This window comes from Collinsella sp. LCP19S3_A7 (assembly GCF_052121995.1).
Classification (GTDB): domain Bacteria; phylum Actinomycetota; class Coriobacteriia; order Coriobacteriales; family Coriobacteriaceae; genus Collinsella.
The window spans coordinates 82851-107033 of the sequence record NZ_JBQKDE010000006.1 but is presented as its reverse complement, the minus strand read 5'-3'; the positions used below and the strand labels follow the sequence as shown (position 1 = coordinate 107033).

21 protein-coding genes are annotated in these 24183 nt (G+C 59.2%); all 21 read left to right on the top strand.

Features of this window, described 5'->3' with window-relative positions; all coding sequences use genetic code 11:
• Window positions 1-34 precede the first annotated feature (34 nt).
• Entirely contained in the window at window positions 35-1642 is a 1608-nt protein-coding gene (locus tag ACTQV3_RS04565; protein ID WP_427718660.1) for an ABC transporter substrate-binding protein, read from the top strand.
• A gap of 157 nt (window positions 1643-1799) precedes the next feature.
• Window positions 1800-2756: an ABC transporter permease gene (locus ACTQV3_RS04560; RefSeq protein ID WP_370450641.1), complete on the top strand. Its 957-nt coding sequence runs from the start codon at window positions 1800-1802 to the stop codon at window positions 2754-2756.
• A 3-nt stretch (window positions 2757-2759) separates the two neighbouring features.
• Window positions 2760-4775, top strand: a complete 2016-nt coding sequence (locus ACTQV3_RS04555) for a dipeptide/oligopeptide/nickel ABC transporter permease/ATP-binding protein (RefSeq protein ID WP_154517511.1) — start codon at window positions 2760-2762, stop codon at window positions 4773-4775.
• Window positions 4776-5603, top strand: coding sequence for an ABC transporter ATP-binding protein (locus ACTQV3_RS04550; protein ID WP_154517508.1), 828 nt, complete (start codon window positions 4776-4778; stop codon window positions 5601-5603). It abuts the gene before it with no gap.
• A gap of 80 nt (window positions 5604-5683) precedes the next feature.
• Window positions 5684-6661, top strand: a complete 978-nt coding sequence (locus ACTQV3_RS04545) for an acetylxylan esterase (RefSeq protein WP_427728772.1) — start codon at window positions 5684-5686, stop codon at window positions 6659-6661.
• The gene (locus ACTQV3_RS04540; protein ID WP_441068949.1) at window positions 6654-7505 is read left to right on the top strand and encodes an acetylxylan esterase; all 852 of its coding nucleotides are present in this window, start codon (window positions 6654-6656) and stop codon (window positions 7503-7505) included. The genes ACTQV3_RS04545 and ACTQV3_RS04540 overlap by 8 nt, the downstream gene beginning before the upstream one ends.
• Before the next feature lie 68 nt (window positions 7506-7573).
• Window positions 7574-8494: a dihydrodipicolinate synthase family protein gene (locus ACTQV3_RS04535; RefSeq protein ID WP_427718650.1), complete on the top strand. Its 921-nt coding sequence runs from the start codon at window positions 7574-7576 to the stop codon at window positions 8492-8494.
• A 170-nt stretch (window positions 8495-8664) separates the two neighbouring features.
• A complete protein-coding gene (locus ACTQV3_RS04530; protein WP_427728775.1) occupies window positions 8665-9630 on the top strand; it encodes an ROK family protein in 966 nt (321 codons plus the stop codon).
• A 70-nt stretch (window positions 9631-9700) separates the two neighbouring features.
• Window positions 9701-10387: an N-acetylmannosamine-6-phosphate 2-epimerase gene (locus tag ACTQV3_RS04525; RefSeq protein ID WP_441068951.1), complete on the top strand. Its 687-nt coding sequence runs from the start codon at window positions 9701-9703 to the stop codon at window positions 10385-10387.
• Between the two features lie 98 nt (window positions 10388-10485).
• Entirely contained in the window at window positions 10486-11406 is a 921-nt protein-coding gene (rapZ, locus tag ACTQV3_RS04520; RefSeq protein WP_441055286.1) for an RNase adapter RapZ, read from the top strand.
• Window positions 11407-11412: 6 nt separating this feature from the next.
• A complete protein-coding gene (gene whiA / locus ACTQV3_RS04515; protein ID WP_154517461.1) occupies window positions 11413-12342 on the top strand; it encodes a DNA-binding protein WhiA in 930 nt (309 codons plus the stop codon).
• Between the two features lie 193 nt (window positions 12343-12535).
• Window positions 12536-13561 (top strand): type I glyceraldehyde-3-phosphate dehydrogenase, encoded by a 1026-nt coding sequence (gap, locus tag ACTQV3_RS04510; protein WP_154517458.1) that lies wholly within the window; start codon window positions 12536-12538, stop codon window positions 13559-13561.
• 140 nt (window positions 13562-13701) lie between these two features.
• Window positions 13702-14892 carry a phosphoglycerate kinase gene (locus ACTQV3_RS04505; RefSeq protein WP_304212190.1) on the top strand — a complete coding sequence of 397 codons (1191 nt, stop codon included), beginning with the start codon at window positions 13702-13704 and terminating at the stop codon, window positions 14890-14892.
• Window positions 14885-15652, top strand: a complete 768-nt coding sequence (tpiA, locus tag ACTQV3_RS04500) for a triose-phosphate isomerase (protein ID WP_154517452.1) — start codon at window positions 14885-14887, stop codon at window positions 15650-15652. Before ACTQV3_RS04505 ends, tpiA begins: the two co-directional genes overlap by 8 nt.
• 5 nt (window positions 15653-15657) lie before the next feature.
• A complete protein-coding gene (gpmI, locus tag ACTQV3_RS04495; protein ID WP_441068953.1) occupies window positions 15658-17211 on the top strand; it encodes a 2,3-bisphosphoglycerate-independent phosphoglycerate mutase in 1554 nt (517 codons plus the stop codon).
• Between the two features lie 164 nt (window positions 17212-17375).
• Window positions 17376-17630, top strand: coding sequence for a preprotein translocase subunit SecG (gene secG, locus ACTQV3_RS04490; RefSeq protein ID WP_006236144.1), 255 nt, complete (start codon window positions 17376-17378; stop codon window positions 17628-17630).
• Window positions 17631-17924: 294 nt separating this feature from the next.
• A complete protein-coding gene (locus tag ACTQV3_RS04485; RefSeq protein ID WP_441068955.1) occupies window positions 17925-19601 on the top strand; it encodes a peptide ABC transporter substrate-binding protein in 1677 nt (558 codons plus the stop codon).
• Window positions 19602-19756: 155 nt separating this feature from the next.
• Complete coding sequence (locus ACTQV3_RS04480) at window positions 19757-20794, top strand: ABC transporter permease (protein WP_441068957.1); 1038 nt, start codon at window positions 19757-19759, stop codon at window positions 20792-20794.
• Between the two features lie 59 nt (window positions 20795-20853).
• Window positions 20854-21744 carry an ABC transporter permease gene (locus tag ACTQV3_RS04475; RefSeq protein ID WP_370450642.1) on the top strand — a complete coding sequence of 297 codons (891 nt, stop codon included), beginning with the start codon at window positions 20854-20856 and terminating at the stop codon, window positions 21742-21744.
• 2 nt (window positions 21745-21746) lie between these two features.
• Window positions 21747-22838 (top strand): ABC transporter ATP-binding protein, encoded by a 1092-nt coding sequence (locus ACTQV3_RS04470; protein WP_154517437.1) that lies wholly within the window; start codon window positions 21747-21749, stop codon window positions 22836-22838.
• Window positions 22839-23867: an ABC transporter ATP-binding protein gene (locus ACTQV3_RS04465; RefSeq protein ID WP_154517434.1), complete on the top strand. Its 1029-nt coding sequence runs from the start codon at window positions 22839-22841 to the stop codon at window positions 23865-23867.
• The last annotated feature ends 316 nt before the right edge of the window (window positions 23868-24183 follow it).

Genomic DNA, 24183 nt, shown 5'->3' with positions numbered 1-24183 from the left:
CCCCGGGTAAGATTCTCTATTGATAGGAGAAGACATGGCCATCATCAATAAGGGTATGTCCAGGCGTTCGTTCCTTGGCCTCACCGGCAGCGTCGCTGCTGTCGCCGGCTTTGGTCTCACTGGCTGCGGTGGCAGCTCTAGCGACGAGGGTTCCGCTCCCGCCGATTCCGCCAACCGTGGCGGCGGCGTGATCACCGCCGGTTCCGCTTACGCTCCGTCCAGCTTCGACCCCGCCAGCACCGGCTCCGCCGTGGGCCTGGGCGCTAACTGGCACGTCGTCGAGGGCCTCTACGGCATCGATTACCACGACTACAGCACTTTCAACGAGCTCGCCACCGATGATCCCAAGTCCGTGGACGACACCACCTTCGAGGTCACCATCCGCAAGGGCGCCAAATTCTCCGATGGCACCGAGGTTACCGCTGACGACGTCGTCGCCTCCTACACCGCTTGCGCCGCTTCTGCCACCTACGCTCCGTTCTTCCAGCCTTTCGAGTCCATCGAGGCCAAGGACGCCAGCACCGTGACGGTCAAGACCAAGGTCCCCAACTTCTCCCTGCTCAAGGATCGTCTGGCCATCATTCGCGTTACTCCTGCCGCTCAGAGCGAGGAGGATCGCGCCAAGCAGCCGATCGGCTCCGGCCCCTGGATGTACGATTCTATCTCCGATACCGAGATCACCCTGGTTCCCAACCCCGAGTACAACGGTGAGTATGCTGCCGAGGATAAGAAGATCCAGTACAGCATCCTGACCGACCCCACCGCTCGCGTCACCGCTCAGCAGGAAGGCTCCACGCTCGTCATGGAGCTCGTTACCGCTGATGCCGTCGACCAGCTCGAGGGCGCCGGCTGCAAGATCGACAACGTCCAGGGCTTCGGCACCCGCTTCATCATGTTCAACGTCGCCAAGGAGCCTTGGAACGACGTCAAGGTCCGTCAGGCTGTCATGTATGCGCTCGACACCGAGAAGATGATCAGCAACACCTTCGCCGGCCTTGCTACCGCTGCCAGCTGCTACCTGCCCAAGAGCTTCACCAACTATCATGAGGCCTCCACGGTGTACAAGACCGACGCCAAGAAGGCCAAGAAGCTTATCGAGGAGTCCGGTATCACCCCGGGCGCCATTACCCTGCGCACCACCGATAACGAGCAGATCAAGGGTATGGCTGCCCAGGTCAAGAACGACCTCGACGCTCTCGGCTTCGATGTGACCATCCAGACCGATACTTCGCCGGCCACCTATGCTGCCATCGACGGCGGCGAGGCCTACGATATCCTCCTTGCCCCTGGCGATCCTTCCTGCTTCGGCGCAGACCCCGACCTGCTGCTCAACTGGTGGTACGGCGACAACGTCTGGATGCAGACCCGTTGCCCGTGGAAGGAGTCCGCTGAGTGGCAGAAGCTCCACGGCCTTATGGACGAGGCTCTTGCCGCCGAGGGCGACGAGCAGCAGAAGAAGTGGAACGAGTGCTTCGACATCATCGCCGACAACGCCGTTCTGTACCCCGTTGTCCACGTTAAGACCGTCTCCGCTTCCTGGAACGACCCGTCCACTGCGCCCAACGGCGAGGCCCTCGATGGCTTCAAGGGCATCGGCACGACGAGCATGTCCTTTAAGGGCGTCGCGACCGTCAAGGCGTAAGACTCGCTTGAGTCTATATGCAGGATGTCGGCCGTTGGGACCGTATCCTCATAGTTGAAACAAAGACCCGGGCGGCAACGATGTCGCTCGGGTCTTGTAATGAGTGTCCGTACTCATATACCAGTTGGTCCTACCGACAAAAGAAAGGGGAGAGAACGTGAACAACTTTCTACGTTTGATTGGAAGGCGTCTCGTGGCGCTGCCGATCATGGCATTGGGCGTCACCGTCCTGGTGTTCTTCCTTATGTCGTTCTCCAAGACCGACCCCGCCTACACGGCGTTGGGTGACGGTGCCTCGCCCGAGGCGGTTGCCGAGTACCATGAGAAGTATGGTCTGGACGACCCCTGGCCCGTGCGCTACGTGCGCTATATGGGCAATTTGATTCATGGCGACATGGGCACCTATGGTGCTGCTCGCAACTCCGTTGCCAAGCGCATCTCCACGGCCCTACCCGTCACGATGCAGCTGACCTTCATCGGTCTTGCCATCGGTGCGGTCGTATCGTTTTTGCTCGGCGTCATCGCGGCACTGTATCGCGATAAATGGCCGGACCAAGTGATCCGCGTCTTTTCCATCGCCGGCTTGGCAACCCCGTCGTTCTGGCTTGCCGTTCTGTTGATCCTGCTGTTCTCTTCCTACCTTAAGGTACTCCCGGCATCGGGTGCCCTGCCGCACTTCACCACGAATCCGGCTGGCTATCTGGGACGCATGATCATGCCCGCCATCGCCTTGGCATTTCCGCTGACGGGTCAGATGACTCGTATCGTGCGTACCGCCATGGTCGAGGAGCTCGACAAGGACTATGTCCGTATGGCTCGCGGCGCCGGCGTTCCCGAGAAGGTCGTCGTCGGCATCAACGTTCTTCGCAACGCGCTAATCACCCCGGTCACCACCCTCGGTCTTAAGATTGGCTATCTCATGGGCGGCGCCGTCGTCATCGAGGTCATCTTCAACCTCCCCGGCATGGGTACTGCGATCCTGCAGGGCGTTCAGGGCAACGAGGCGAACCTGGTTCAGGGCGTCGTCATCGTCGTTGCTCTTGCCTTCATCATCATCAACATCGTGGTTGACATGCTCTACCTGCTCATCAACCCGCGCATCAGGACGGTGTAGATTATGGTAAAGATTCGAGAGAAGCAAACCGAGCAGCTCGAGAAGGCTGCCTCCAAGGGGCTCAAGCTCGGTGGCTGGAAGAAGATGACGCTGTCTTCTAAGATTGCCGCCATCGTGCTGGTGCTGGTCGCCCTGACTGCGATTCTTGCCCCCCTGCTTGCCCCCTATAGCCCGGTCGAGATCTTTACGGCTCGCCAGGCTCCCGGCAACGGGTTTATCTTCGGAACCGACGACAAGGGCCGTGACATCCTTTCGCGTATGCTCTACGGTGGTCGTTACTCGCTGATCATCGGCTTTGGTGCTACCGCTATGGCTCTGGTCTGTGGCTCCGTTGTCGGTGCTCTTGCTGCGGTTTCGCGCAAGGCCGTCTCCGAGACGATTATGCGCATCCTGGACATCATCATGTCTGTCCCGGGTATCGCCCTCGCAGCCGTCTTCGTTTCCATCCTGGGCAACTCCGTGCCGTCGATTATCTTTGCGATCGGCTTTATGTACACCCCGCAGATCGCCCGTATCGTGCGTGCCAACATCGTATCCGAGTACGGTGAGGACTATGTCCGCGCGGTCATCGTCTCCGGCGCCAAGGCTCCGTGGATTCTGATCAAGCACGTTCTTCGTAACTGCATTGCCCCGATCATGGTCTTCACCGTTACCCTGGTCGCCGACGCAATCATCTTCGAGGCTTCGCTGACCTTTATCGGCGCTGGAATCCAGGAGCCCACTGCTACGTGGGGCAACATCCTCGCCGACGCCCGCGGTGGCGTGCTCGCCGGTCGTTGGTGGCAGGCGCTGTTCCCGGGTCTGGCCATCATGATCACCTGCCTGGCGCTCAACATCCTCTCCGAGGGCATTACCGACGCTATGGCCGCTGCTCCTTCCGCCGCCCTGGATCCGACCGATTCCTCCAAGCGCCGCGAGGCCGACCTGCTGGTCTCCGACCCCGTTCGCGCCTACAAGGAGCAGGCCCAGTCCCTGTCCGCCCGTCTTGGCGCCCTGCGCGATGTCGAGCTCAAGCGTAACGACCGCCATGTGCCCGATGAGTCCGTTGAGCCGATTCTTTCGGTCCGCGATTTCTGCATCCAGTTTGAGCACCACGGTGATATCAACGTGGTCGACCATGTCAACTTTGACGTCCGTCCCGGCCAGACCATGGGCCTGGTAGGCGAGTCCGGCTGCGGTAAGTCCATCACCACGCTGGCCATCATGGGCCTGACCGATGAGGACGAGCATCTTTCCGGCGAGGTCCTCTGGGAGGGTCGTGACCTGCTCAAGATGAGCAAGAAGGAGTGGTTCGGCCTGCGCGGTACCGATATCGCCATGGTCTATCAGGACGCCCTGTCCTCGCTCAACCCCTCTATGCTTATCTCCGCCCAGATGAAGCAGCTCACCAAGCGCGGCGGCACCCGCAGCGCCGAGGAGCTCCTGGAGCTCGTCGGCCTCGATCCCAAGCGCACGCTCGAGAGCTATCCGCACGAGCTTTCCGGTGGACAGCGTCAGCGCGTTCTGATCGCTATGGCCCTTACCCGCGACCCCAAGCTGGTCATCTGCGACGAGCCCACGACCGCTCTGGACGTTACCGTCCAAAAGCAGGTCATTAAGCTGCTCAACGATCTTCAGGCCAAGCTCGGCTTTGCCATGATCTTCGTTTCGCATGACCTGGCGTTGGTCGCCGAGGTCGCCCATAACATCACGGTTATGTACGCCGGTCAGGTTATCGAGCAGGCGCCCACCAAGGAGCTGCTCACCAACCCGATTCACGAGTACACCCGCGGTCTTCTGGGTTCCGTTCTGTCCATCGAGAGCGGTTCGGGCCGCCTGCACCAGGTGCCCGGCGCCGTCCCCAGCCCGCGCGATTTCCCCAAGGGCGATCGCTTCGCGCCCCGCTCAAGCCATCCGCACATCGGCCTGGACACCCGTCCGGTCTTCAAGCGCGTGCCCGGCACCGAGCACTTCTATTCCGAGCTCCCCGATGAGGTGCTCAAGGCAAATGGTTTGACCCCTCATGCGGAGGTGATGTAGATGAGCGAGACTGCGGTCAACGGCGTCGAGCCGATTATCTTCCTTGACGATGTCCACGTCACCTTTAGGACCCGTACCGGTTCGATCCTGCACCCCAATCTGGTTCATGCCGTCCAAGGCGTGACCATTAAGCTCATGCCCGGTCAGACGATCGGCATCGTCGGCGAGTCCGGTTGCGGCAAGTCCACCACTGCTAATGTCATGTGCGGCCTGCAGGCCCCCACGAGTGGCAAGGTCTACTTTAAGGGCAAGGACGTCACCAAGCGTACTGCCGAGGATCGTCGTCACATGGGCCGCGTCATCTCGGTCGTGTTCCAGAACCCCGCGACGGCACTCAACCCTCGCATGGTCGTTCGTGAGCAGCTGCTCGATCCCATGCGCGTCCACAACCTGGGTACCGAGGCCGAGCAGGAGAAGCGCGTTAAGGAACTCCTGGAGCTCACCGGTCTGCCCAGCTCTGCCGCCGAGGTTCTTCCCGGCCAGCTTTCGGGCGGTCAGCGCCAGCGCGTGGCAATTGCCCGTGCCCTGTCGTTGAACCCTGACGCCATCATCGCCGACGAGCCCACCTCGGCTCTGGACGTTTCGGTCCGCGCGCAGATCCTCAACCTGTTGACCGATCTTAAGAAGGAGCTCGGCCTGGCCATGGTGTTCATTAGCCATGACATCCAGACGGTCCGCTACATCTCTGACGACATCATCGTCATGAACGGCGGCAAGATCGTCGAGCAGGGCGAGGCCAAGCAGGTCTTCCAGAACCCGCAGGACCCCTACACCAAGATGCTGCTCGGTGCTGCGCCGTCGCTGCTGCACCCCAAGCTTGGCGAGTAGGTTCGCTTTCCCTCCTGTGCGCCCGGCTCCCTTGCCGGGCGCACCCTCGTTGCGATTTCGAAAGGTTGGGTTCACGAGCCATGCCAAGCGCTCAGGAGCTACAACAGCAATTTGGTGGTTATCGGGGCGCCATGCCTCGTCCATCAGATTTCGATCTCTTTTGGAACGACCGCATGGCCGAGGCTGACGCCGTCGAGATCGACTATTCGGTCGAGGCGGCATCGATTGCCGATGCCGCGACCTGCCAGTTTTTTGACCTCTGGTATACCGGCATGTGTGGCGCCCGCCTGCATGCCAAGTATCTCAAGCCGGTTTCGGACGAGTCCGTGCCGCTGGTGCTACAGTTCCACGGCTATCCGGGCGCAAGCCGCAGCTGGTTCGAGCAGGCGTCGTTTGCGGGTATGGGCATGGCACTTGTCGCCCTCGACTGCCCCGGTCAGGGTGGCCCCTCCGAGGATATTGGTGGATTTGAAGGCACAACGGTTGCCGGGCATATCGTTGCCGGTATCGACGGCGACCCGGCCAATCTCTACTACGTACGCTTGCATCAGGATATCCGCATTCTGTGCCGCATTGTTCGCGAGCTCGAGGGCATCGATCTTGCCCGTGTTTTTGTGAACGGTGCTTCGCAGGGCGGTGGCTTGGGCATTGCGACCTGCGCGCTTAACAGCGAGCTTATCAATCGTGCCGCCATCCTCTATCCTTTCCTGTCGGATTTCCGCCTGGTCTGGGATTTGGATGCCGACGACATTGCCTACGAGGGCCTGCGCTATTGGTCTCGCTGGTTTGACGAGGACTCGACTCGTATTGACGAAGCCTATGCCAAGCTGGCGTATTTCGATTCCAAGAACTTTGCCCCCATGGTCAAATGCCCCGTGCTGTTTGGCACGGGAACGGCTGATATCGTCTGTCCACCGGCGACGCAGTTTGCGGTCTACAACAACCTGACCTGCGAGAAGCGCCATGAGTTCTTTGAGGGTTTTGGCCACGAGGAGATTCAGGATTTTGACGATCTGATCATTCCGTTTTTCTGCAAGGAAGGGGAGGCTCATGTCTAAGTGCGAGAGCAATGTCAATGAGCTGATTGACCCCGAGCTTGCGGGGATCTCTGGGACGGTTTCGTCAAGGCTCTCCGATTTCCGTGATTGTCGCGGCGATGCCTTGGCGGATGTTTCCGAGTTGGAGGCAGCCGCTTCGGACCTTGAGGTTTGCGGACTGACTGTCACGGCGATTGATTTCGCCAATCCGTGCGCGTGCTACTCCGAGGTTTCCTTTGAACTTGCCGGGGAAGTCGTACACGGCCGTTTGATTGAGCCCTCAGGTTGCGCCCGGGCATCCGAGCTTGTGCCGCTATGCCTGATGTTTCACGACATCGACCGACCCGTACGTGGATGGCATCACATGACGAGGTTTGCCGCCATGGGATATGCCGTGCTTGCGCTGGACGACGATGTGATTGGGCTCAGCGAGCTGAAGCAGGGGGTTACCTCGCCCGTTTTTGTTGAACGCGTCCGCTGGGGCTGTGCAATGGCAAAGGTCGCGCGCAATCTTGACGGCATGGACCCCGACCGCATCTTTGCATGGGGCGAGGGCCTTGGCGGTGGAGTCGCGCTGGCGGTTTCTGCTCTGGACGAGCGGGGCCTTGCCTGCACGGCGGTTGCCAATCCGCTTCCCGGCGGCCTCGAAGCGCTGTCGTCTCGGGTGCGCGGATCGGTACTTATGGGTACATCGCTCATGGATGCCGTGAGCGATCCCAAGGGCCAGTTTGCCGTATTCAACGGTCTTGAGTGTGACCGGAGGCATATTATCTATGCCAAATATGCTCACGAACGCATCAATGCGTTCGAAAACGAAGTCGTCGACTTCTTTAACCAAGCGTTCTACCTGTGTTCTTTGGCCTAGACGGCCTGGACACTGCCAACAAGAGTGGGCGGCATAGGGCCACCCGCCAGACAACTAAGGAGATTCTTGTGGCAACTCAGAAATTCACCGGCGTTATTCCTCCCGTCGTTGTTCCCGATACCGAAGATCACCAGCTCGACGTTGCCTCCTTTGAGCGCAGCATCAACCGCATGATCGACGCCGGCGTCGATGGCCTGTTCTTCCTGGGCTCTTCGGGTGAGGTCGTTTTCTCCACCGACGAGCGTCGTCGACAGATCATCGCCGAGGCCGTTCGAATCGTCGACCACCGCGTTCCTGTTCTGGTCGGCATCATCGATACCGAGACCGAGCGCATGATTGAGCACGGTAAGGTTGCTCAGGAGCTGGGCGCCGATGCGCTCGTCGCCACCTGCCCGTTCTATGCCCTGCAGGGCATGACCGAGGTCGAGGAGCATTTCCGCATCCTGCACGAGGAGCTCGACCTGCCCATCTTTGCCTATGACATTCCCGTGTGCGTTCACACCAAGCTCCCCTGGAAGCTCCTTGCAAAGCTCGGCGCCGAGGGCGTCCTTGCTGGCGTCAAGGATTCCTCGGGTGACGACGTCTCGTTCCGCTACCTCGTTCAGGAGAACGAGAAGAACGGCCATCCGATGAGCATTCTCACCGGCCATGAGGTCGTCGTCGACGGTGCCTACCTTGGTGGCGCCGACGGCTCTGTCCCGGGTCTCGCCAACGTTGAGCCCGAGGGCTACGTGCGTCAGTGGAAGGCCGCTCAGGCTGGTGACTGGGCTACCGTCAAAGCCGAGCAGGATCGCCTCAATGAGATTTCGCACATCTGGGACGTCACCTCGGGCGTCCAGGGCTATGCCGGTGGCGTTGGCGCCTTCAAGACCGCTATGAACCTCATGGGCATTTTCGACAGCCCGACCATGCCGCGCCCGGTGAAGGCCATGACCGGCGAGAACGTCGAGGCGATTAGGAAGGTCCTCCAGGACAACGGTCTCCTGTAAAGCTTTCCCGGGCACCCGATCTTGGGGCTCAAGCGATCGAGCGTGACCCATTAGGTCAATGCCCGACCGCTTTCACCCCAACCCCGGGCACTCGGGAAGCCTTTAGCAAGCTGCGGCGATAACACCGCCTTTATTTCCTGTAGTTGTTTTTATCTCCTAAGGAGAGCGACATGGAGAACAAGTACATCTGCTCCGTTGATATCGGTGGCACCAAGATTGCGACCGCCATTATGGAATATCCGGCTGATGGCGGCGTGCCCCATCCCGTATTTGAGGCTGAGGTTCCCACCGAGGCCCAAGAGGGCGGTGAGGCCGTCTTCCAGCGTATCGAGGCGTCCATCAAGGCCGCTCTCGAGGCGAATCCCGATGTCGAGGTCCTTGGCGTCGGTATCGGTGCCGCTGGCGTCGTCGATCCCAAGACGGGCGCCATCGCGTATGCCAACGAGATCATGCCCGGCTGGTCCGGCGTTCAGTTGGGGCCGCGTCTGCGCGAGGACCTCGGTCTTCCCGTTGCCGTTGTAGGCGACGTGCAGGCTCATGCTCTGGGTGAGGCCCATTGGGGCGTCGGCAAGGGCAAGTTCTCCGTCTTGTGTCTGGGCATCGGTACGGGTATCGGAGGCGCATATGTTGAGAACGGCCGCGTGATGCAGGGCTTCCATGGTGCTGCCGGCCATATGGGCCACATCGAGTGCTCGGCTGCCGCCGGCATTCCCTGCGCCTGCGGGCGTTCCGGCCATCTGGAGTCGGTGGCTTCGGGTACGTCGATTGGGCGCATGTACGACGAGCGCTTCGGTCGCGTTGACCCCAGCCGTCCCTCGGTTGGCCGCGACGTGAACGACCTGTGCCGCGCGGGTGACGCAAAGGCGACCGAGGTCATCCACGATGCCGGCTTTGCATTGGGCGCTAGCTTGGGCTCGCTCGCCAACATTCTGGATCCAGAGGTCATCGTGCTTTCGGGTGGCGTAATTCACCAGGGACCCGATTGGCGTTCGCAGACGTGGAAGGATTCGGTACACGAGGGCTATGCCAGCCAGGCGCTCGATCCGCTTCAGGACACGCCGATCCTCATCGGTTCTCTGGAGGGCGACGCACCGCTTATCGGTGCCGCCGAGCATCTTCTTGCCTCGTTAAAGTAAACGTATCTGCTGTAGGAGCCTCCCGAGACGACACGCCTCGGGAGGCTGTTCTGAGAAAGGTTATAGCCTTATGACCGTCGATCCTTTAATTCAATCCCTGAAGGGTAAGCTCATCGTGAGCGTTCAGGCGTATATGGGCGAGCCGCTTCGTACGCCCGAGACCATGGCTCAAATGTCTCACGCTTGCGAACTCGGAGGCGCCGCCGCCATTCGTTGCCAGGGCCTTGCCGACATTGCTGCCATTAAGGGTCGTTGTGAGGTTCCTGTTATCGGCCTGTGGAAGGATGGACACGAGGGCGTTTACATCACGCCGACGCTGCGTCACGCCCGCGCCTGCGTTGCTGCCGGTGCTGACATCGTGGCGATTGACGCCACCGATCGTCCGCGCCCCGATGGCAAGTCGCTCGAGGACACTTTTCGTCCGCTGCACGAGGAGGGCGTGCTTCTGATGGCAGACTGCGCCACGATCGAGGATATCCGCCGCGCGGTCGACATGGGCTTCGATTTGGTTTCCACTACGCTTTCGCATGGCGTCGCCGCCATCGATTGCACCATGGCAGACGGCCCCGACCTGCCGCTTTTGCGCCAGGCAACCGAGGAGTTCCCCGGTCTTCCCATTATTTGCGAGGGTCGTGTGCATACGCCCGAGGAGGCTCGCGCCGCGATTGACGCCGGCGCCTGGGCCGTTGTCGTTGGCACTGCCATTACGCACCCCACAAGTATTACGAGTTGGTTCAAGGCTGCGCTTGAGGCGTAAGACGGGCCCCGTATCCGCTTGGGGCGGTATACTCAACTAAGGCAATTGATCGTGCGGGATCCGCTGGCCGGGTCCTGCGCTTTTTTAGGAGGCAGCACATGCAAAAGGGAGATGCCATGGATGCGGCGGAGCGCACGGAGCGCATTCCCGATATCGTCATCATCACCGGAATGTCCGGATCGGGCCGAACGCAAGCCATGCATGTGTTTGAGGACATGGGCTATTTTTGTATCGACAACCTGCCTCCGCGCCTGATTGCGCAGCTCGCAGAGCTTGTTGGCATCAATACGGGTGTGGGTAGACATCTTGCTGTTACCTGTGACCTTCGCAGCCAAGGTCTGTTTGATGAGCTGCTTGACGCCGTTGCCGCCTTGGAAGATCGCGAGATGAGCTGTGACATTGTGTTTCTCGATGCATCTGATGAGGTGCTGATTCGCCGCTACAGCGAAAACCGCCGCCGCCATCCCATTGCGAAGCCGGGGGAGACCACGGCCGACGCCATCCAGCGCGAGCGTTTACAACTCCAGGGCGTGCGCGACCGAGCCGATATGATCATCGATACGAGCCGCCTTCGTACCTCTGCTTTACGCAATAAGCTGCGTGCGGCTTTTTCAGAGCTGTCCGACCAGCAGCTCATGGACGTCCACGTCTTCTCATTTGGCTTTAAGCATGGTATGCCCGTCGAGGCAGACATCATGATCGATGTTCGCTTCCTGCCTAATCCATTCTACGACCCCGAGATGCGCACGTTGACCGGCCTCGATAAGAAGGTCTCCGACTTTGTCCTGGACCATCCCAAGACGCAGGAGTTCTGGAAGGTTTGGACGCAGTTGCTCGATACGGTCATGCCGGGTTATATCGCGGAGGGCAAGCCGCAGCTTTCCATTGCCATCGGCTGTACGGGCGGCCAGCACCGCAGCGTTGCCATTGCAGAGGCTACGGCCCGATACCTGGAAGGTGCTCAGTATCACGTGAGCATTTCTCACCGCGACTTGTCGCGTGCCAACACGAAAGCATAGGTTTGAATGTCGTTTACCGCCGAGGTGCGTGACGAGCTTGCGCGCTGCGAACCCGAATGTGAATATTGCGATCTGTCGACACTTGCCGCTCTTACACGTGTGAGTGGCACGCTTTCGCTGGCGGGCTCTGGTCGGTACCGTTTGACGGTTGCGACCGAGACGGGTGCCGTTGCACGCACGATGATTACGCTGACGCACCGCATCCTCAAGCTCAAAACGGAGTTTACCGTTCGCAAGTCGGTCTTGCATAAGGTGCGAAACTATCTCATCACCTTGCCCGACCAGCCCGACCTCGATAAGGCTTTGGTTCTGCTGGGCATTCTCGACCGCAGGGGAGGGCTCGTCGCCGGTGTGCCGCGCCATATCGTCGCCCGGCCCTGCTGCAGGCTCGCCTACATTCGCGGCGCTTTGATTGCCGGCGGCTTTGTGGCAGACCCGCGTGGCGATTTTCACCTGGAGATTGCGGTGCAGGGCGAACAATACGCCAAGGGGCTTTGCGACCTGTTGGAGCAGGTCGGGGTTCATGCACGCGTCAACGCCCGGCGAGGATCATATGCCGTGTACATCAAGAGCGCCGAGGAGATTGAGCATTTGCTCAAATTGATTGGTGCCAAGCGCAGCGTTGCCGAAATCGAGGAAGCCCGTGCGGTCAAGTTGGTGAAAAACGACGTAAATCGTCGCGTGAATGCTGAGCTGGCCAACCAGACGAGAAGCGCCGGCGCTGCCCAACATCAGCTCGCGCTTATCGAGGAGCTTGAGCGACGCGGCATGCGCGATGTGCTCCCGGATGCCTTGGCGGCCTTTTGTGACTTACGTGAGCGCTATCCCGATCTCTCACTGCGAGATTTGGGGGAGATGGCCGACCCTCCTTTGTCAAAGTCGGCCCTATATCACCGTGTTTTGCGTCTTGAAAAGCTCATTGAAGCGAACAGGTAGTTTAAAGCGGCAGTTTATATAGTACTTGAACTGCTGTTTTATGCTTTAAAACGTTTTAAAGCAAATTTGATTTTCAATTTCGAGCATTCTCGTGAAATTCAAGTCAAAAAAAAGGTATATTAGGCGAGTGGTTAGTTTGTGGGCCTCAACGGCGGGCGCTGTAGCTTGCGGGGGCCTTACGAAAGGAGACACAATGGCAGTAAAGGTTGCTATTAACGGCTTCGGTCGCATCGGTCGTCTGGCCTTCCGTCAGATGTTCGGTCATGAGGGCTCCGAGATCGTCGCTATCAACGACCTCACCTCTCCCGATATGCTCGCTTACCTGCTGAAGTACGACTCCACGCAGGGCAACTATGCTCGCGATCACGAGGTCGTCGCTGGCGAGGATTCCATCACCGTTGACGGCAAGGAGATCAAGATCTACAAGGAGGCCGACGCCAACAACCTGCCTTGGGGCGACCTCGACGTCGACGTCGTTCTCGAGTGCACTGGCTTCTACACCAGCAAGGCTAAGGCTCAGGCCCACATCAACGCTGGTGCCAAGAAGGTCGTCATCTCCGCTCCGGCCGGCAGCGATCTGCCCACCATCGTGTACAACGTCAACCATGAGACGCTGACCGCTGAGGACAACATCATCTCCGCTGCTTCCTGCACCACCAACTGCCTCGCCCCGATGGCCAAGGGTCTGAACGACTTCGCTCCCATCGTGTCCGGCATCATGACCACCATTCACGCCTGGACTGGCGACCAGATGCCGCTCGACGGCCCGCAGCGCAAGGGCAACAAGCGTCGTAGCCGCGCCTGCGCCGTCAACATCGTCCCCAACACCACCGGTGCTGCCAAGGCTATCGGCCTGGTTCTCCCCGAGCTCAACGGTAAGCTCATTGGTGCCGCCCAGCGCGTCCCGACGCCGACCGGCTCCCTCACCAACCTCTACGCTGTCGTTGACAAGAAGGTTACCGCCGACGAGGTCAACGCCGCTATGAAGGCCTACGCTGCCACCATCTCCGAGACCTTCGCTTACAACGAGGACGACATCGTCTCCACCGATATCATCGGCGAGACCCATGGCTCCATCTTCGACGCCACTCAGACCATGTGCTCTGACCTCGGCAACGGCCAGACCCTCGTTCAGGTTACCTCTTGGTACGACAACGAGAACTCCTACACCTCTCAGATGGTCCGCACCATCAAGTACTTCGAGAAGTTCGTTGCTTAATTTGGCTTTTAGCGAATAGCTCGTTGAGCGTCTAAAAAAGGGCGCGGCCTTATAGGGCTTACACCCTAAGGTCGCGCCCTTTTTATAAGAAATCGTCTGCCGTAATGGGAGGCAGACACGTACGAAAGGTAGAAGCAAACATGGCCTTTACCAAGAAGACCGTCCGCGACATCGATGTCGACGGCAAGCGCGTTCTCGTCCGCGTTGACTTCAACGTGCCTATCAAGGATGGCGTCGTTGGCGACACCACCCGTATCAAGGCTGCCCTGCCCACCATCAACTATCTCGTTGAGCACAATGCTCGCGTTATCCTCATGAGCCACCTTGGCCGTCCTGAGGGCACCGGCTTCCAGCCCGAGCTTTCCCTCGAGCCCGTCGCCAAGAAGCTCGCCGAGCTCTCTGGTCTCGATGTTGCTTTTGTCGCCGACACTTATGGCGAGAAGGCCGCCGAGGCCGTCGCCGCCGTCGAGCCGGGCAAGGTCCTCGTTCTCGAGAACGTCCGTTTTGACAAGCGTGAGAAGAAGAACGATCCCGAGATCGCCAAGACCCTCGCTTCCTATGGCGACGTCTTCGTCCTCGACGCCTTCGGCACCGCTCACCGCGCCCAGGGTTCCGTCGTGGGTCCCGCCGCTTACCTGCCCGCAGTCGCTGGCTTCCTTCTGGAGAAGGAGGTCGACACGCTGACCGGTATCTTCGCCGAGCCCGAGCGCCCCTTCGTCGCCATCGTCGGCGGTTCCAAGGTTTCCTCCAAGATCGGCGTTCTCGATCACCTCATCGACTCCGCCGACACCCTGATTATCGGTGGCGGCATGGCCTATACCTTCTTCCTGGCTCAGGGCATGACCGTCGGTCAGTCCCTCAAGGAAGAGGACTGGGTCGAGCGCGCTGGCGAGATGCTCAAGAAGGCCGAGGAGAAGGGCGTCAAGATCCTGCTCCCCATCGACAACCGTGTTGCCGACCACTTTGGCGAGGACGCTGTCCCCGAGGTTGTCGCTTCCGACGCTATCCCCGACGACCGTGAGGGCATGGACATCGGCCCCAAGACCGAGGAGCTCTACGCCGAGGCCGTCAAGGGCGCCAAGACCGTATTCTGGAATGGCCCCATGGGCGTCTTTGAGTTCGACAACTTCGCTCACGGCACCCAGGCTATCGCCGAGGCCGTCGCCGAGGCTGATTGCACCTCGATCATCGGTGGTGGCGATTCCGTCGCAGCCGTCAACAAGTTTAACCTGGCCGACAAGATGAGCTGGATCTCCACCGGCGGTGGCGCTTCCATGGAGCTCGTCGAGGGTAAGGCCCTGCCCGGAGTGGAGGCGCTTCTCGATGCCTAATCGCACCCTTCTTATCGCTGGTAACTGGAAGATGAACAACGACGTCGCCGAGGCTGCCAAGCTCGCCGACGAGCTGGCCCAGGCTCTGCCCGAGGTTCCGGCTGGCGTCGAGGTGCTCGTCTGCCCTCCGACCATCGACATTACTACGGTTCATGACCGCATTCAGGCTGCCCCCATCGCCCTCGGTGCACAGAACGTGTACTGGGAGGCCAAGGGTGCCTTCACCGGTGAGTCCTCTTGCGACATGCTCAAGTCCGCTGGCTGCACCTACTGCATCATCGGCCACTCCGAGCGTCGTGACTACTTCCACGAGACCGATGAGGACCAGAACAAGAAGGCTAAGGCTCTCGTTGCCGCCGGTCTTGTTCCCGTCTTCTGCTGCGGTGAGTCCCTTGAGGTTCGCGAGGCCGGCACCTATGTCGAGCATGTCGTGAACCAGGTCAAGGCTGGTCTCGAGGGTCTTGAGATCACCTGCCCCAAGCAGGTCGTCGTCGCCTACGAGCCCATCTGGGCCATCGGCACCGGCAAGACCGCTACCGCCGAGGACGCTCAGGAGGTCTGCGGCGCTATCCGTGAGACCCTCAAGGAGATGTTCGGCGAGGAGCTCGCCAACGGCATCCGCGTTCTTTATGGTGGCTCCGCCAAGCCCGCCAACATCGCCGAGCTTGTTGCCAAGCCCGACGTTGACGGCGCCCTCGTGGGCGGCGCTTCGCTCAAGGCTGCCGACTTCGCCTCTATGGTCGTCAAGGCAGGCGAGTAGGGCATATGGCACAGCGTCATCTTCCTGCACTCCTAATCATCATGGATGGCTGCGGCTTGGCTCCGGCCGACGGCGAGAACGCCGTCGCTGCCGCCAAGACGCCCTTCCTCGATAGCCTGTATGAGAAGTATCCTCACACCACGCTCGGTGCTTCGGGCGAGGACGTGGGCCTTCCCGACGGCCAGATGGGCAACTCCGAGGTGGGTCACCTCAACATCGGTGCCGGCCGCATCGTGTTTCAGGAGCTTTCGCGCATCAATAACGCCATCAAGGACGGCTCCATCGCCAAGAACGAGGTTTTCGTCAGGGCTATGGATGACGTCAAGGCCGAGGGCAAGACCCTGCACCTCATGGGCCTCATGAGCCCCGGCGGTGTTCATTCTCACATGAGCCATGTCGAGGCCCTGGTCAAGATGGCTGCCCAGTATGGCATCAAGACCGTTCGCGTTCACGCCTTTATGGATGGCCGCGACGTCGATCCGCAGTCCGGTGCCGGCTACATGAGCGAGTTCTGCGCCTTCCTGGCCAAGATCTCCGAGGAGACTGGTTGCGACGCTCGCGTTGCTACCGTCTCGGGCCGTTATTGGGCCATGGACCGCGACAACCGTTGGGAGCGCATCGAGCGCGCCTACGACGTCATGGTCAATGCGTCCGATGCCGATACCGACCCCGTTGCCGGTATCAAGGCCTACTACGAGAAGGATCCGCGCGGCGATGAGTTCGTTGAGCCGTTCGCTGCCCACAACGAGGGCATCCACGAGGGCGACGCGGCCATCTTCTTCAACTTCCGTCCCGACCGCGCTCGTCAGATGACCCGCGTGTTCACGGACAAGGAGTTCGACGGCTTTGAGCGCGAGCAGATCAAGCTCTCGCACTTTGTGACGATGACCGAATACGATCCGACGTTTGACGTCGAGGTCGCCTTCCCCAAGACGTTCCCCGAGAACGTTCTGGCCGACGTAATCGCAGCCAATGGCCTGAAGCAGCTGCACACCGCCGAGACCGAGAAGTACGCCCACGTGACGTTCTTCCTTAACGGCGGCATCGAGGAGCCCAAGGAGGGCGAGGAGCGCGTGCTCGTCGCTTCCCCCAAGGTTGCTACCTACGATTTGCAGCCCGAGATGAGCGCTCCCGAGGTTACCGAGAAGCTCGTCGCTGCCATCAACGAGGACCGCGCTGATTTCTACATCGTGAACTTCGCGAACTGCGACATGGTTGGTCACACCGGTGTCTTCGACGCGGCCGTTAAGGCCGTCGAGGCTGTTGACGATGCCCTGTCCAAGGTTGTCCCGGCGATTCTCGCTAAGGGCGGCTTTGCGCTGATTACCGCCGACCACGGCAACGCCGATCACATGTTTGACGTTGCTTCCGACGGTTCCAAGCATCCGTTTACGGCTCACACCACCAACCGCGTGCCGTTCATCATCGTTGATGAGAAGGCACAGCTCACCGGTATCGAGGACGGTCGACTTTCCGATATCGCCCCGACTATGCTCACCATGGCTGGTCTGGAGCCTTCCGCCGAGATGACGGGCCGCGTGCTCGCTACCGAGGCCTAAGAGAAAACGCCAAGCGTTTCTTTGCAAGGGGGTTGACCATATTCGGGCAACCCCCTTTTTTGGTATTTTTGCCATTTCTACCTCGTCCCCAAATGGCAGGTGGGGAGTGTCGGGGGTTGTGGTACAGTACTGGAGTTTGAATTGTTCTATTAAGGAGCTTCTCTATGGGTCCGTTTCAGATTCTGCTGTTTGTAGTTTGGGCTGTCTCTGCCGTGGCGCTGACGATTCTCGTCCTGATGCATTCCGGTAAGGGCACCGGCGTTTCGGATATGATCGCCAGCTCGCTGTATAACTCCAGCTCTGCCACGGGCGTTATGGAGCAGAACCTTGACCGCCTGACCGTCATCATGGCTGTCGTGTTTGCCGTGTGCGTCGTGCTGTGCATGTTCTTCTTCCCGCAGGGCATCGTGGGCTACTAAGCACGAGCCGCATAAAATAATTGAAAAGGGTTCCGCAAGTGCGGGACCCTTTTTGTTTACATATTTGTAACAGAGTCAGAATATCACCACATACTGCGCCCAACTAAAGAAATTCTCGACCGTTAACCGGAATTAGCCCCAAACCGTGCATAAAATGCGCTACTGTATTGAAAACGTTGGCCTGTTGTGCATAACCAGCCATAGCAACGGGCGGCGTTTCGATAGTTCGGATCGGATTGTCTCGACATATGTCCGACTGAACATTTCTTTGTCCTATCTCATAAGGAGGATGGCATGGCTGATTCTATGTTCCACCAGCCCGTTATGGGTCGTCGCGCCTTTGTCGGCGGTACCCTTGCTGCGAGCTCCATGGCTTTTCTTGCCGCATGCGGCAAGAAGGGCGGCGACGCTTCCGGTTCTGAGTCCGGTTCGACGCTGAACTTCTACATCAATAACCCGGTCTGCATCGACCCCTACAATGTCCAGGAGGACCAGGGCACTCAGGTCGAGTACCAGCTCTTTGACGCTCTGACCTCTTATGACGCCGAGAAGGGCGAGATCGTTCCGCTGGCTTGCGAGTCCTTCGAGGCCAACGACGACGCCACCGAGTTTACCTTCAAGATCAAGAAGGCCAAGTTCCACAACGGTGATGACGTTACCTCCAAGTCCTTTAAGCTCGGTTGGGAGCGTCTGGTCAGCACCAAGTCCGCTGTCGCTAAAGAGTATGGTCCTTCCGAGGTCTCCTATCACCTTTCCATGGTCGAGGGCTATGACGATCTGCTTGCCGGTAACACTACTGAGCTCAGCGGTGTTACCTGCCCTGACGATGAGACCCTCGTCGTCAAGCTGACTTCCGCTTACGCCGACTTCCCCTTCGTCGCCTCTCATCCGGCTCTGTCCCCGGTTCCCGAGTGCGCCGAGTCCGATGTCAAGAGCTTCTACCTTGCCCCGATCGGTAACGGCCCGTTCATGATGGACGGCAAGTGGGAGGATGGTCAGGAGATCAACCTCAAGAAGTTCGACGATTACTATGGCGACAAGGCCAAAATCGATGGCATCCACTTCCAGGTCATCAAGGACGTGGAGACCGCTTACAAGGAGTTCCAGGCCGGTAACCTTGACATCTGCGACGTTCCCGTTGCTCAGATCGACGCCGCCAAGAAGGATCGCGGCGAGTCCAAGGATGGCTACACCATGAGCGACGGCGAGCGCATGCTGCTCGGTGCCGAGCCTTCCACCTACTATCTGACTTGCAACACCACGGCCGAGCCGTTCAACAACGCCGATCTGCGCAGGGGCATCTCCCTGGCCATCAACCGCGAGGCCATCTGCAAGACCATCTTCAAGGGTACCCGCACCCCCGCTGACGGCATTGTTCCTCCGGGTATCGATGGCTACAAGGAGGGCGCATGGGAGTTCTGCGCCTATGACGTCGACAAGGCTAACGAGTACCTCGACAAGGTTGCTCCTGCCGACGCCAACGGTGACCGTGGCATTAACGTGACTCTGTCCTACAACCAGGACGGTGGCCACAAGGAGATCATGGAGTCCATCATCGGCGACCTCGCCAAGGTGGGCGTCAACGCCGTCTCCGATACCCCCGAGTGGTCTGCCCTGCTCGAACAGTATCAGAACCTCAACTATCAGTTCGGTCGTCTGGGCTGGATTGCCGACTACCCGATCATGGACAACTTCCTGTATCCGCTGTTCCACTCCGACTCCCTCGGTGGCGACAACCGTTCTGGTTACAACAACCCCGAGTTCGACGCCAAGGTCGACGAGGCCCGTACCACGATTGACGACGAAGAGCGCGTCGCTAAGATGCAGGAGGCCGACGCAATCGTCGCTGCTGACTGCCCGGTCATCCCGCTGATGTTCTACACGCACACCCTCGCTGGTTCCGACCGCATCAAGCACCTCTATGTTGATCCGCAGAAGCATGCTGATCTGGGTACCGCTGAGCTCGCATAAGATTTGCAGCTTTGGTGAGGGTCAAGTTTTTACGTAGACCTCATGGGAAACATACAGTTCCCCCTAACCTGGGGTAAACTGGCTGATGGTAATTTTGGGATGCCGGTCTGGCGATCGGCATCCCATTTAGGTTAATCCCTAGATAGGGGAGTGGTATGGGTAAGTACATCGTTAAACGTGTGCTTCAGTTCATCCCGGTATTTTTGGGCGTTACGCTGATTCTGTTCGCCCTCCAGAATATCGTGCCGGGAGACCCGATCAAGCTGATCGGTGGAGACAAGGCTCTGTCCCCCGAGGTGGAGCTTCAGCTTCGCGTCCGCTATCACCTGGTCCAATCGGACGAGGACGGCAACGCGATCCTTGACGAGAACGGCGACCCCGTTCAAACGTCGCTCGTGGACCGTTACTTCTATTACATGAACGGCCTGCTTCATGGCGATCTGGGTAATTCCTATCAGCGCAAGCTGCCGGTTACGGAAATCTTTGCCCAGAAGTATCCGTATACGGTCAAACTTGCCGCGTGCGCCATCGTACTCGAGGCAATCATGGGTATCGGTGCGGGTATCATTTCGGCGGTAAAGCGTTATTCCTTCTGGGATATTTTGGTAACGCTCACCACGTCGATCCTCGTTGCCGTCCCGGCCTTCTGGCTCGGTATGTTGCTGCAGCTGTTCTTTGGCGTCATTCTCAAGGACGCCACGGGTGGTGCATTCTCCATGCCGATCTCGGGTGCCGGTGGTTCCAGTTCTCAGTATCAGGATTGGATGCACTATGTGCTTCCGACCATTACGCTGGCTTCGGTTTCGACCGCTTATGCCGCCCGCATTATGCGCTCGCAGCTGCTTGACGTCATGAGCCAGGATTACATCCGTACGGCAAAGGCCAAGGGTCTCTCCAATCGCGCGATCATCATCAAGCATGCGCTTAAGAATGCACTCATCCCCGTCGTTACCTATATTGGTGTCGACTTTGGTGCCATGCTTTCGGGCGCCATCCTGACCGAGACGGTTTTTAACTGGCCCGGTATCGGCTATGAGGTCTATCGCGCCATTAGCATGCGTGACTGGCCCATCGTTATGGGCGGCGTTACGCTCATCGTCGTCGTCGTCATGGTGATCAACCTGCTCGTCGACATTAGCTATGCATTCCTCGACCCGCGCATCCGCCTTGGCGGTCCGTCGGATAAGGCCTAAGGGAGGTACGTCTCATGCAGGAAACTGATTCTCAGTCTCAGGAGCAGGCTACCGCCACCATGGCCGCATCTGCTCCCGCCAAGTCTCGCACGCTGTGGGGCGACGCTTTTAAGCGTCTTCGTAAGAACAAGCTCGCCGTTATCGGTGTCTGCTGGATCATTATCGTCGTTGTGGTTGCCTTGACCGCAGATCTGTGGGCTAAGCCCTGGCTCGGTTCGCCGACGGCTTCCGATTCGACCACCATGGCCGAGACGTCGCTGCTGGCTCCGTGTGCAGAGCACCCGTTTGGCACCGACTCCCTTGGCCGTGACATTCTCGTCCGCGTTATCTACGGTGCACGCGTTTCGCTGTCCGTCGGCATTATGGCCACTGCGATCTCCACGGTGATTGGTCTGGTCATGGGCGCTCTGGCCGGTTTCTACGGCGGCATCTGGGATACGATCATCATGCGCTGTGCGGACATCTTCCTTGCATTCCCGTACGTGCTGTTCGTTGTCGCCATGATCGCCGTTATCGGCCGTGGTCTTCAGAACGTCTTTATCGCCATCGGTATTCTTGGCTGGCCTTCGATTGCGCGCGTCTTCCGATCCGCGATCTTGACGGTCAAGGAAAACGACTATGTTGACGCTGCGCGCGCGATGGGTGCATCTGATGCTCGTATCGTCGTGCGTCACATCTTCCCGAACTCCGTTGCCTCCATCGTGGTCTACGCGACTATGAACATTGGTGGCGCCATTCTGACCGAGTCCGCTCTGTCCTTCCTCGGCATGGGCGTTATTCCGCCTACGCCTTCGTGGGGCTCCATGATTCAGGACGGCCAGCAGTATCTTCTGACTGCTCCCTGGATGATGATCATGCCCGGTCTGGCAATTCTCTCGACGGTGCTCGCCTTCACCCTGCTGGGTGACGGTCTGCGCGACGCCCTCGACGTCAAGATGAAGGACGCATAAGGATGAAGAAGAACAAGAACTATGTGGACCTGAAGGACCAGCCGGTTCCCGAGGGCCAGCATCTGCTCGAGGTTGATGACCTTAAGATGTATTTCCACACCGAGGATGGCGTCGTTCGCGCTGTCGATGGTGTGTCCTACACGCTCGATCGTGGCGAGACCCTGGGTGTCGTCGGTGAGTCCGGCTCCGGTAAGTCCGTGACCGCCATGACCATCATGGGTCTTATCTCGATGCCTCCGGGAAAGATTGAGGGCGGTGACGTTCGCTATCGCGGTCGTTCTATCCTCGAGATGACCGAGGAAGAGATGCAGCACATTCGTGGCAACGATATCGCGATGATCTTCCAGGATCCTATGACTTCCTTGAACCCGGTCTATAAGATCGGCAAGCAGGTGGGTGAGGGCCTTCGTCTGCACCGTGGCTACTCCAAGCAGGAGGCGCTCAAGCGCGCCACCGAGCTTTTGGACCTCGTTGGCATTCCCGAGCCCGAGAAACGCGTCAATGAGTATCCGCACCAGTTTTCTGGTGGTATGCGTCAGCGCGTCATGATTGCCATGGCCCTTGCCTGCGATCCCGATATTCTGATTGCCGACGAGCCCACGACTGCCCTGGACGTTACCATTCAGGCTCAGATTATTGAGCTTATGCAGGAAATGCAGGAGAAGAACGGTAACGCCATCATCATGATTACCCATGACCTGGGTGTTGTCGCCGATATGGCCGACAAGATCATGGTTATGTACGCCGGCCGTCCCGTCGAGTTCGGTACTGCTGAGGAAATCTTCTACGAGAGCCGTCACCCCTATACCTGGGGCCTGATTCGCTCCATCCCGGAGCAGGCCATCGATGAGAAGAAGCCGCTTACGCCGATTCACGGCAACCCGCCTTCGCTCATGAACCTGCCCGAGGGTTGCGTGTTCTCGCCTCGTTGCCCCTATGCGACCGATAAGTGCCGCAAGCAGCGCCCCGAGCGTTTTGTCACCGAGTCCGGCCACTATTCTGCGTGCCATTATTCCGGTGACCCCGAGTTCCTCAAGAACGCCCCTGAGACGTCCCGCACGCGTAAGGATTCCAAGAAGGGAGGCGAGGCGTAAATGGCAGACAATAACGAGCGCACTCCGCTACTGAAGGTCGAGCACCTCTCTAAGGAGTTCCCCGCAGAGTCCGGCATGTTCGCCAAGCGTTTTTCCAAGCGCGTCGTCTCTGCTGTAAACGACATCTCTTTTGAGATTTATCCTGGTGAGACCTTTGGTCTGGTTGGTGAGTCTGGTTGCGGTAAGTCCACTACGGGTCGCACCATCATGCGCCTGACCAAGCCGACCGCCGGTAAGGTGTTCTTCCAGGGTAAAGATGTTGCCGAAATGAGCAAGCATGAGATCAAGGATATGCGTCGCGAGATGCAGTTTATCTTCCAGGATCCTTATGCCTCGCTGAATCCTCGCATGACCATCGGCGAGATCGTCTCCGAACCCATGACCATTCACGGCGTGGGAACCAAGGAGGAGCGCATTGAGCGCGTCCGCGAGCTTCTCGACGTTGTCGGACTGAACCCCGAGCACATCAACCGCTATCCTCATGAGTTCTCGGGTGGCCAGCGTCAGCGTGTCGGCATTGCCCGCGCTTTTGCGCTGAAGCCCAAGCTGATTATCTGTGACGAACCGGTATCCGCTCTGGATGTGTCCATTCAGGCCCAGGTTCTGAACCTGCTTAAGGAACTGCAGGACAAGTTTGGTACGGCGTATCTGTTTATCGCTCACGACCTGTCCGTCGTTCAGCACATCTCCGATCGCGTTGCCGTTATGTATCTGGGTAAGGTGGTCGAGGTCTCTGACTGGAAGACGCTCTATAGCGAGCCTCACCACCCGTATACGCAGTCGCTGCTGTCTGCCGTGCCGGTTCCCGATCCGGATATCCAAAAGTCCCGTAAGCGCATCATCCTCGCCGGCGATCCGCCGTCACCGCTGGATCCGCCGACTGGCTGCCGTTTCCACACGCGCTGCCCGATCGCGCAGGGCATCTGCTCCGAGAAGCTTCCCGAGTTTAGGGAAGTTGCTCCGGGCCACTGCTGCGCCTGCCACTTCGCCGAGCCGTTCCCGATCAAGGAATCGCACATCGACCTGTAGTCGGTTGTTTTCGTCCGGGCCTGCCCTGGTGTTGCTTTTCAGAACGTCCTCGGACATGTCGGAAGCCCCGCTGCGCGCTACGCGCTGCGGGGCTTCCTCCGTCCTGCGGAATGTTCTGAAAAGCAACACCAGGGCAGGCCCTGCGGCAACTCGGCAGGTGGAATGCGGTTCCCTGATCGCTCACTTAATCTAATGGGAAAGATAGCGAGGCCGGAGCTTTAGCTCCGGCCTCCCCATAAAAGGGCTCGGCAAAGCCGAGCCACCAAATTTATATCAGCCCCCAGAACATGTTTGAGAACTGTGCATGAAGCATGTG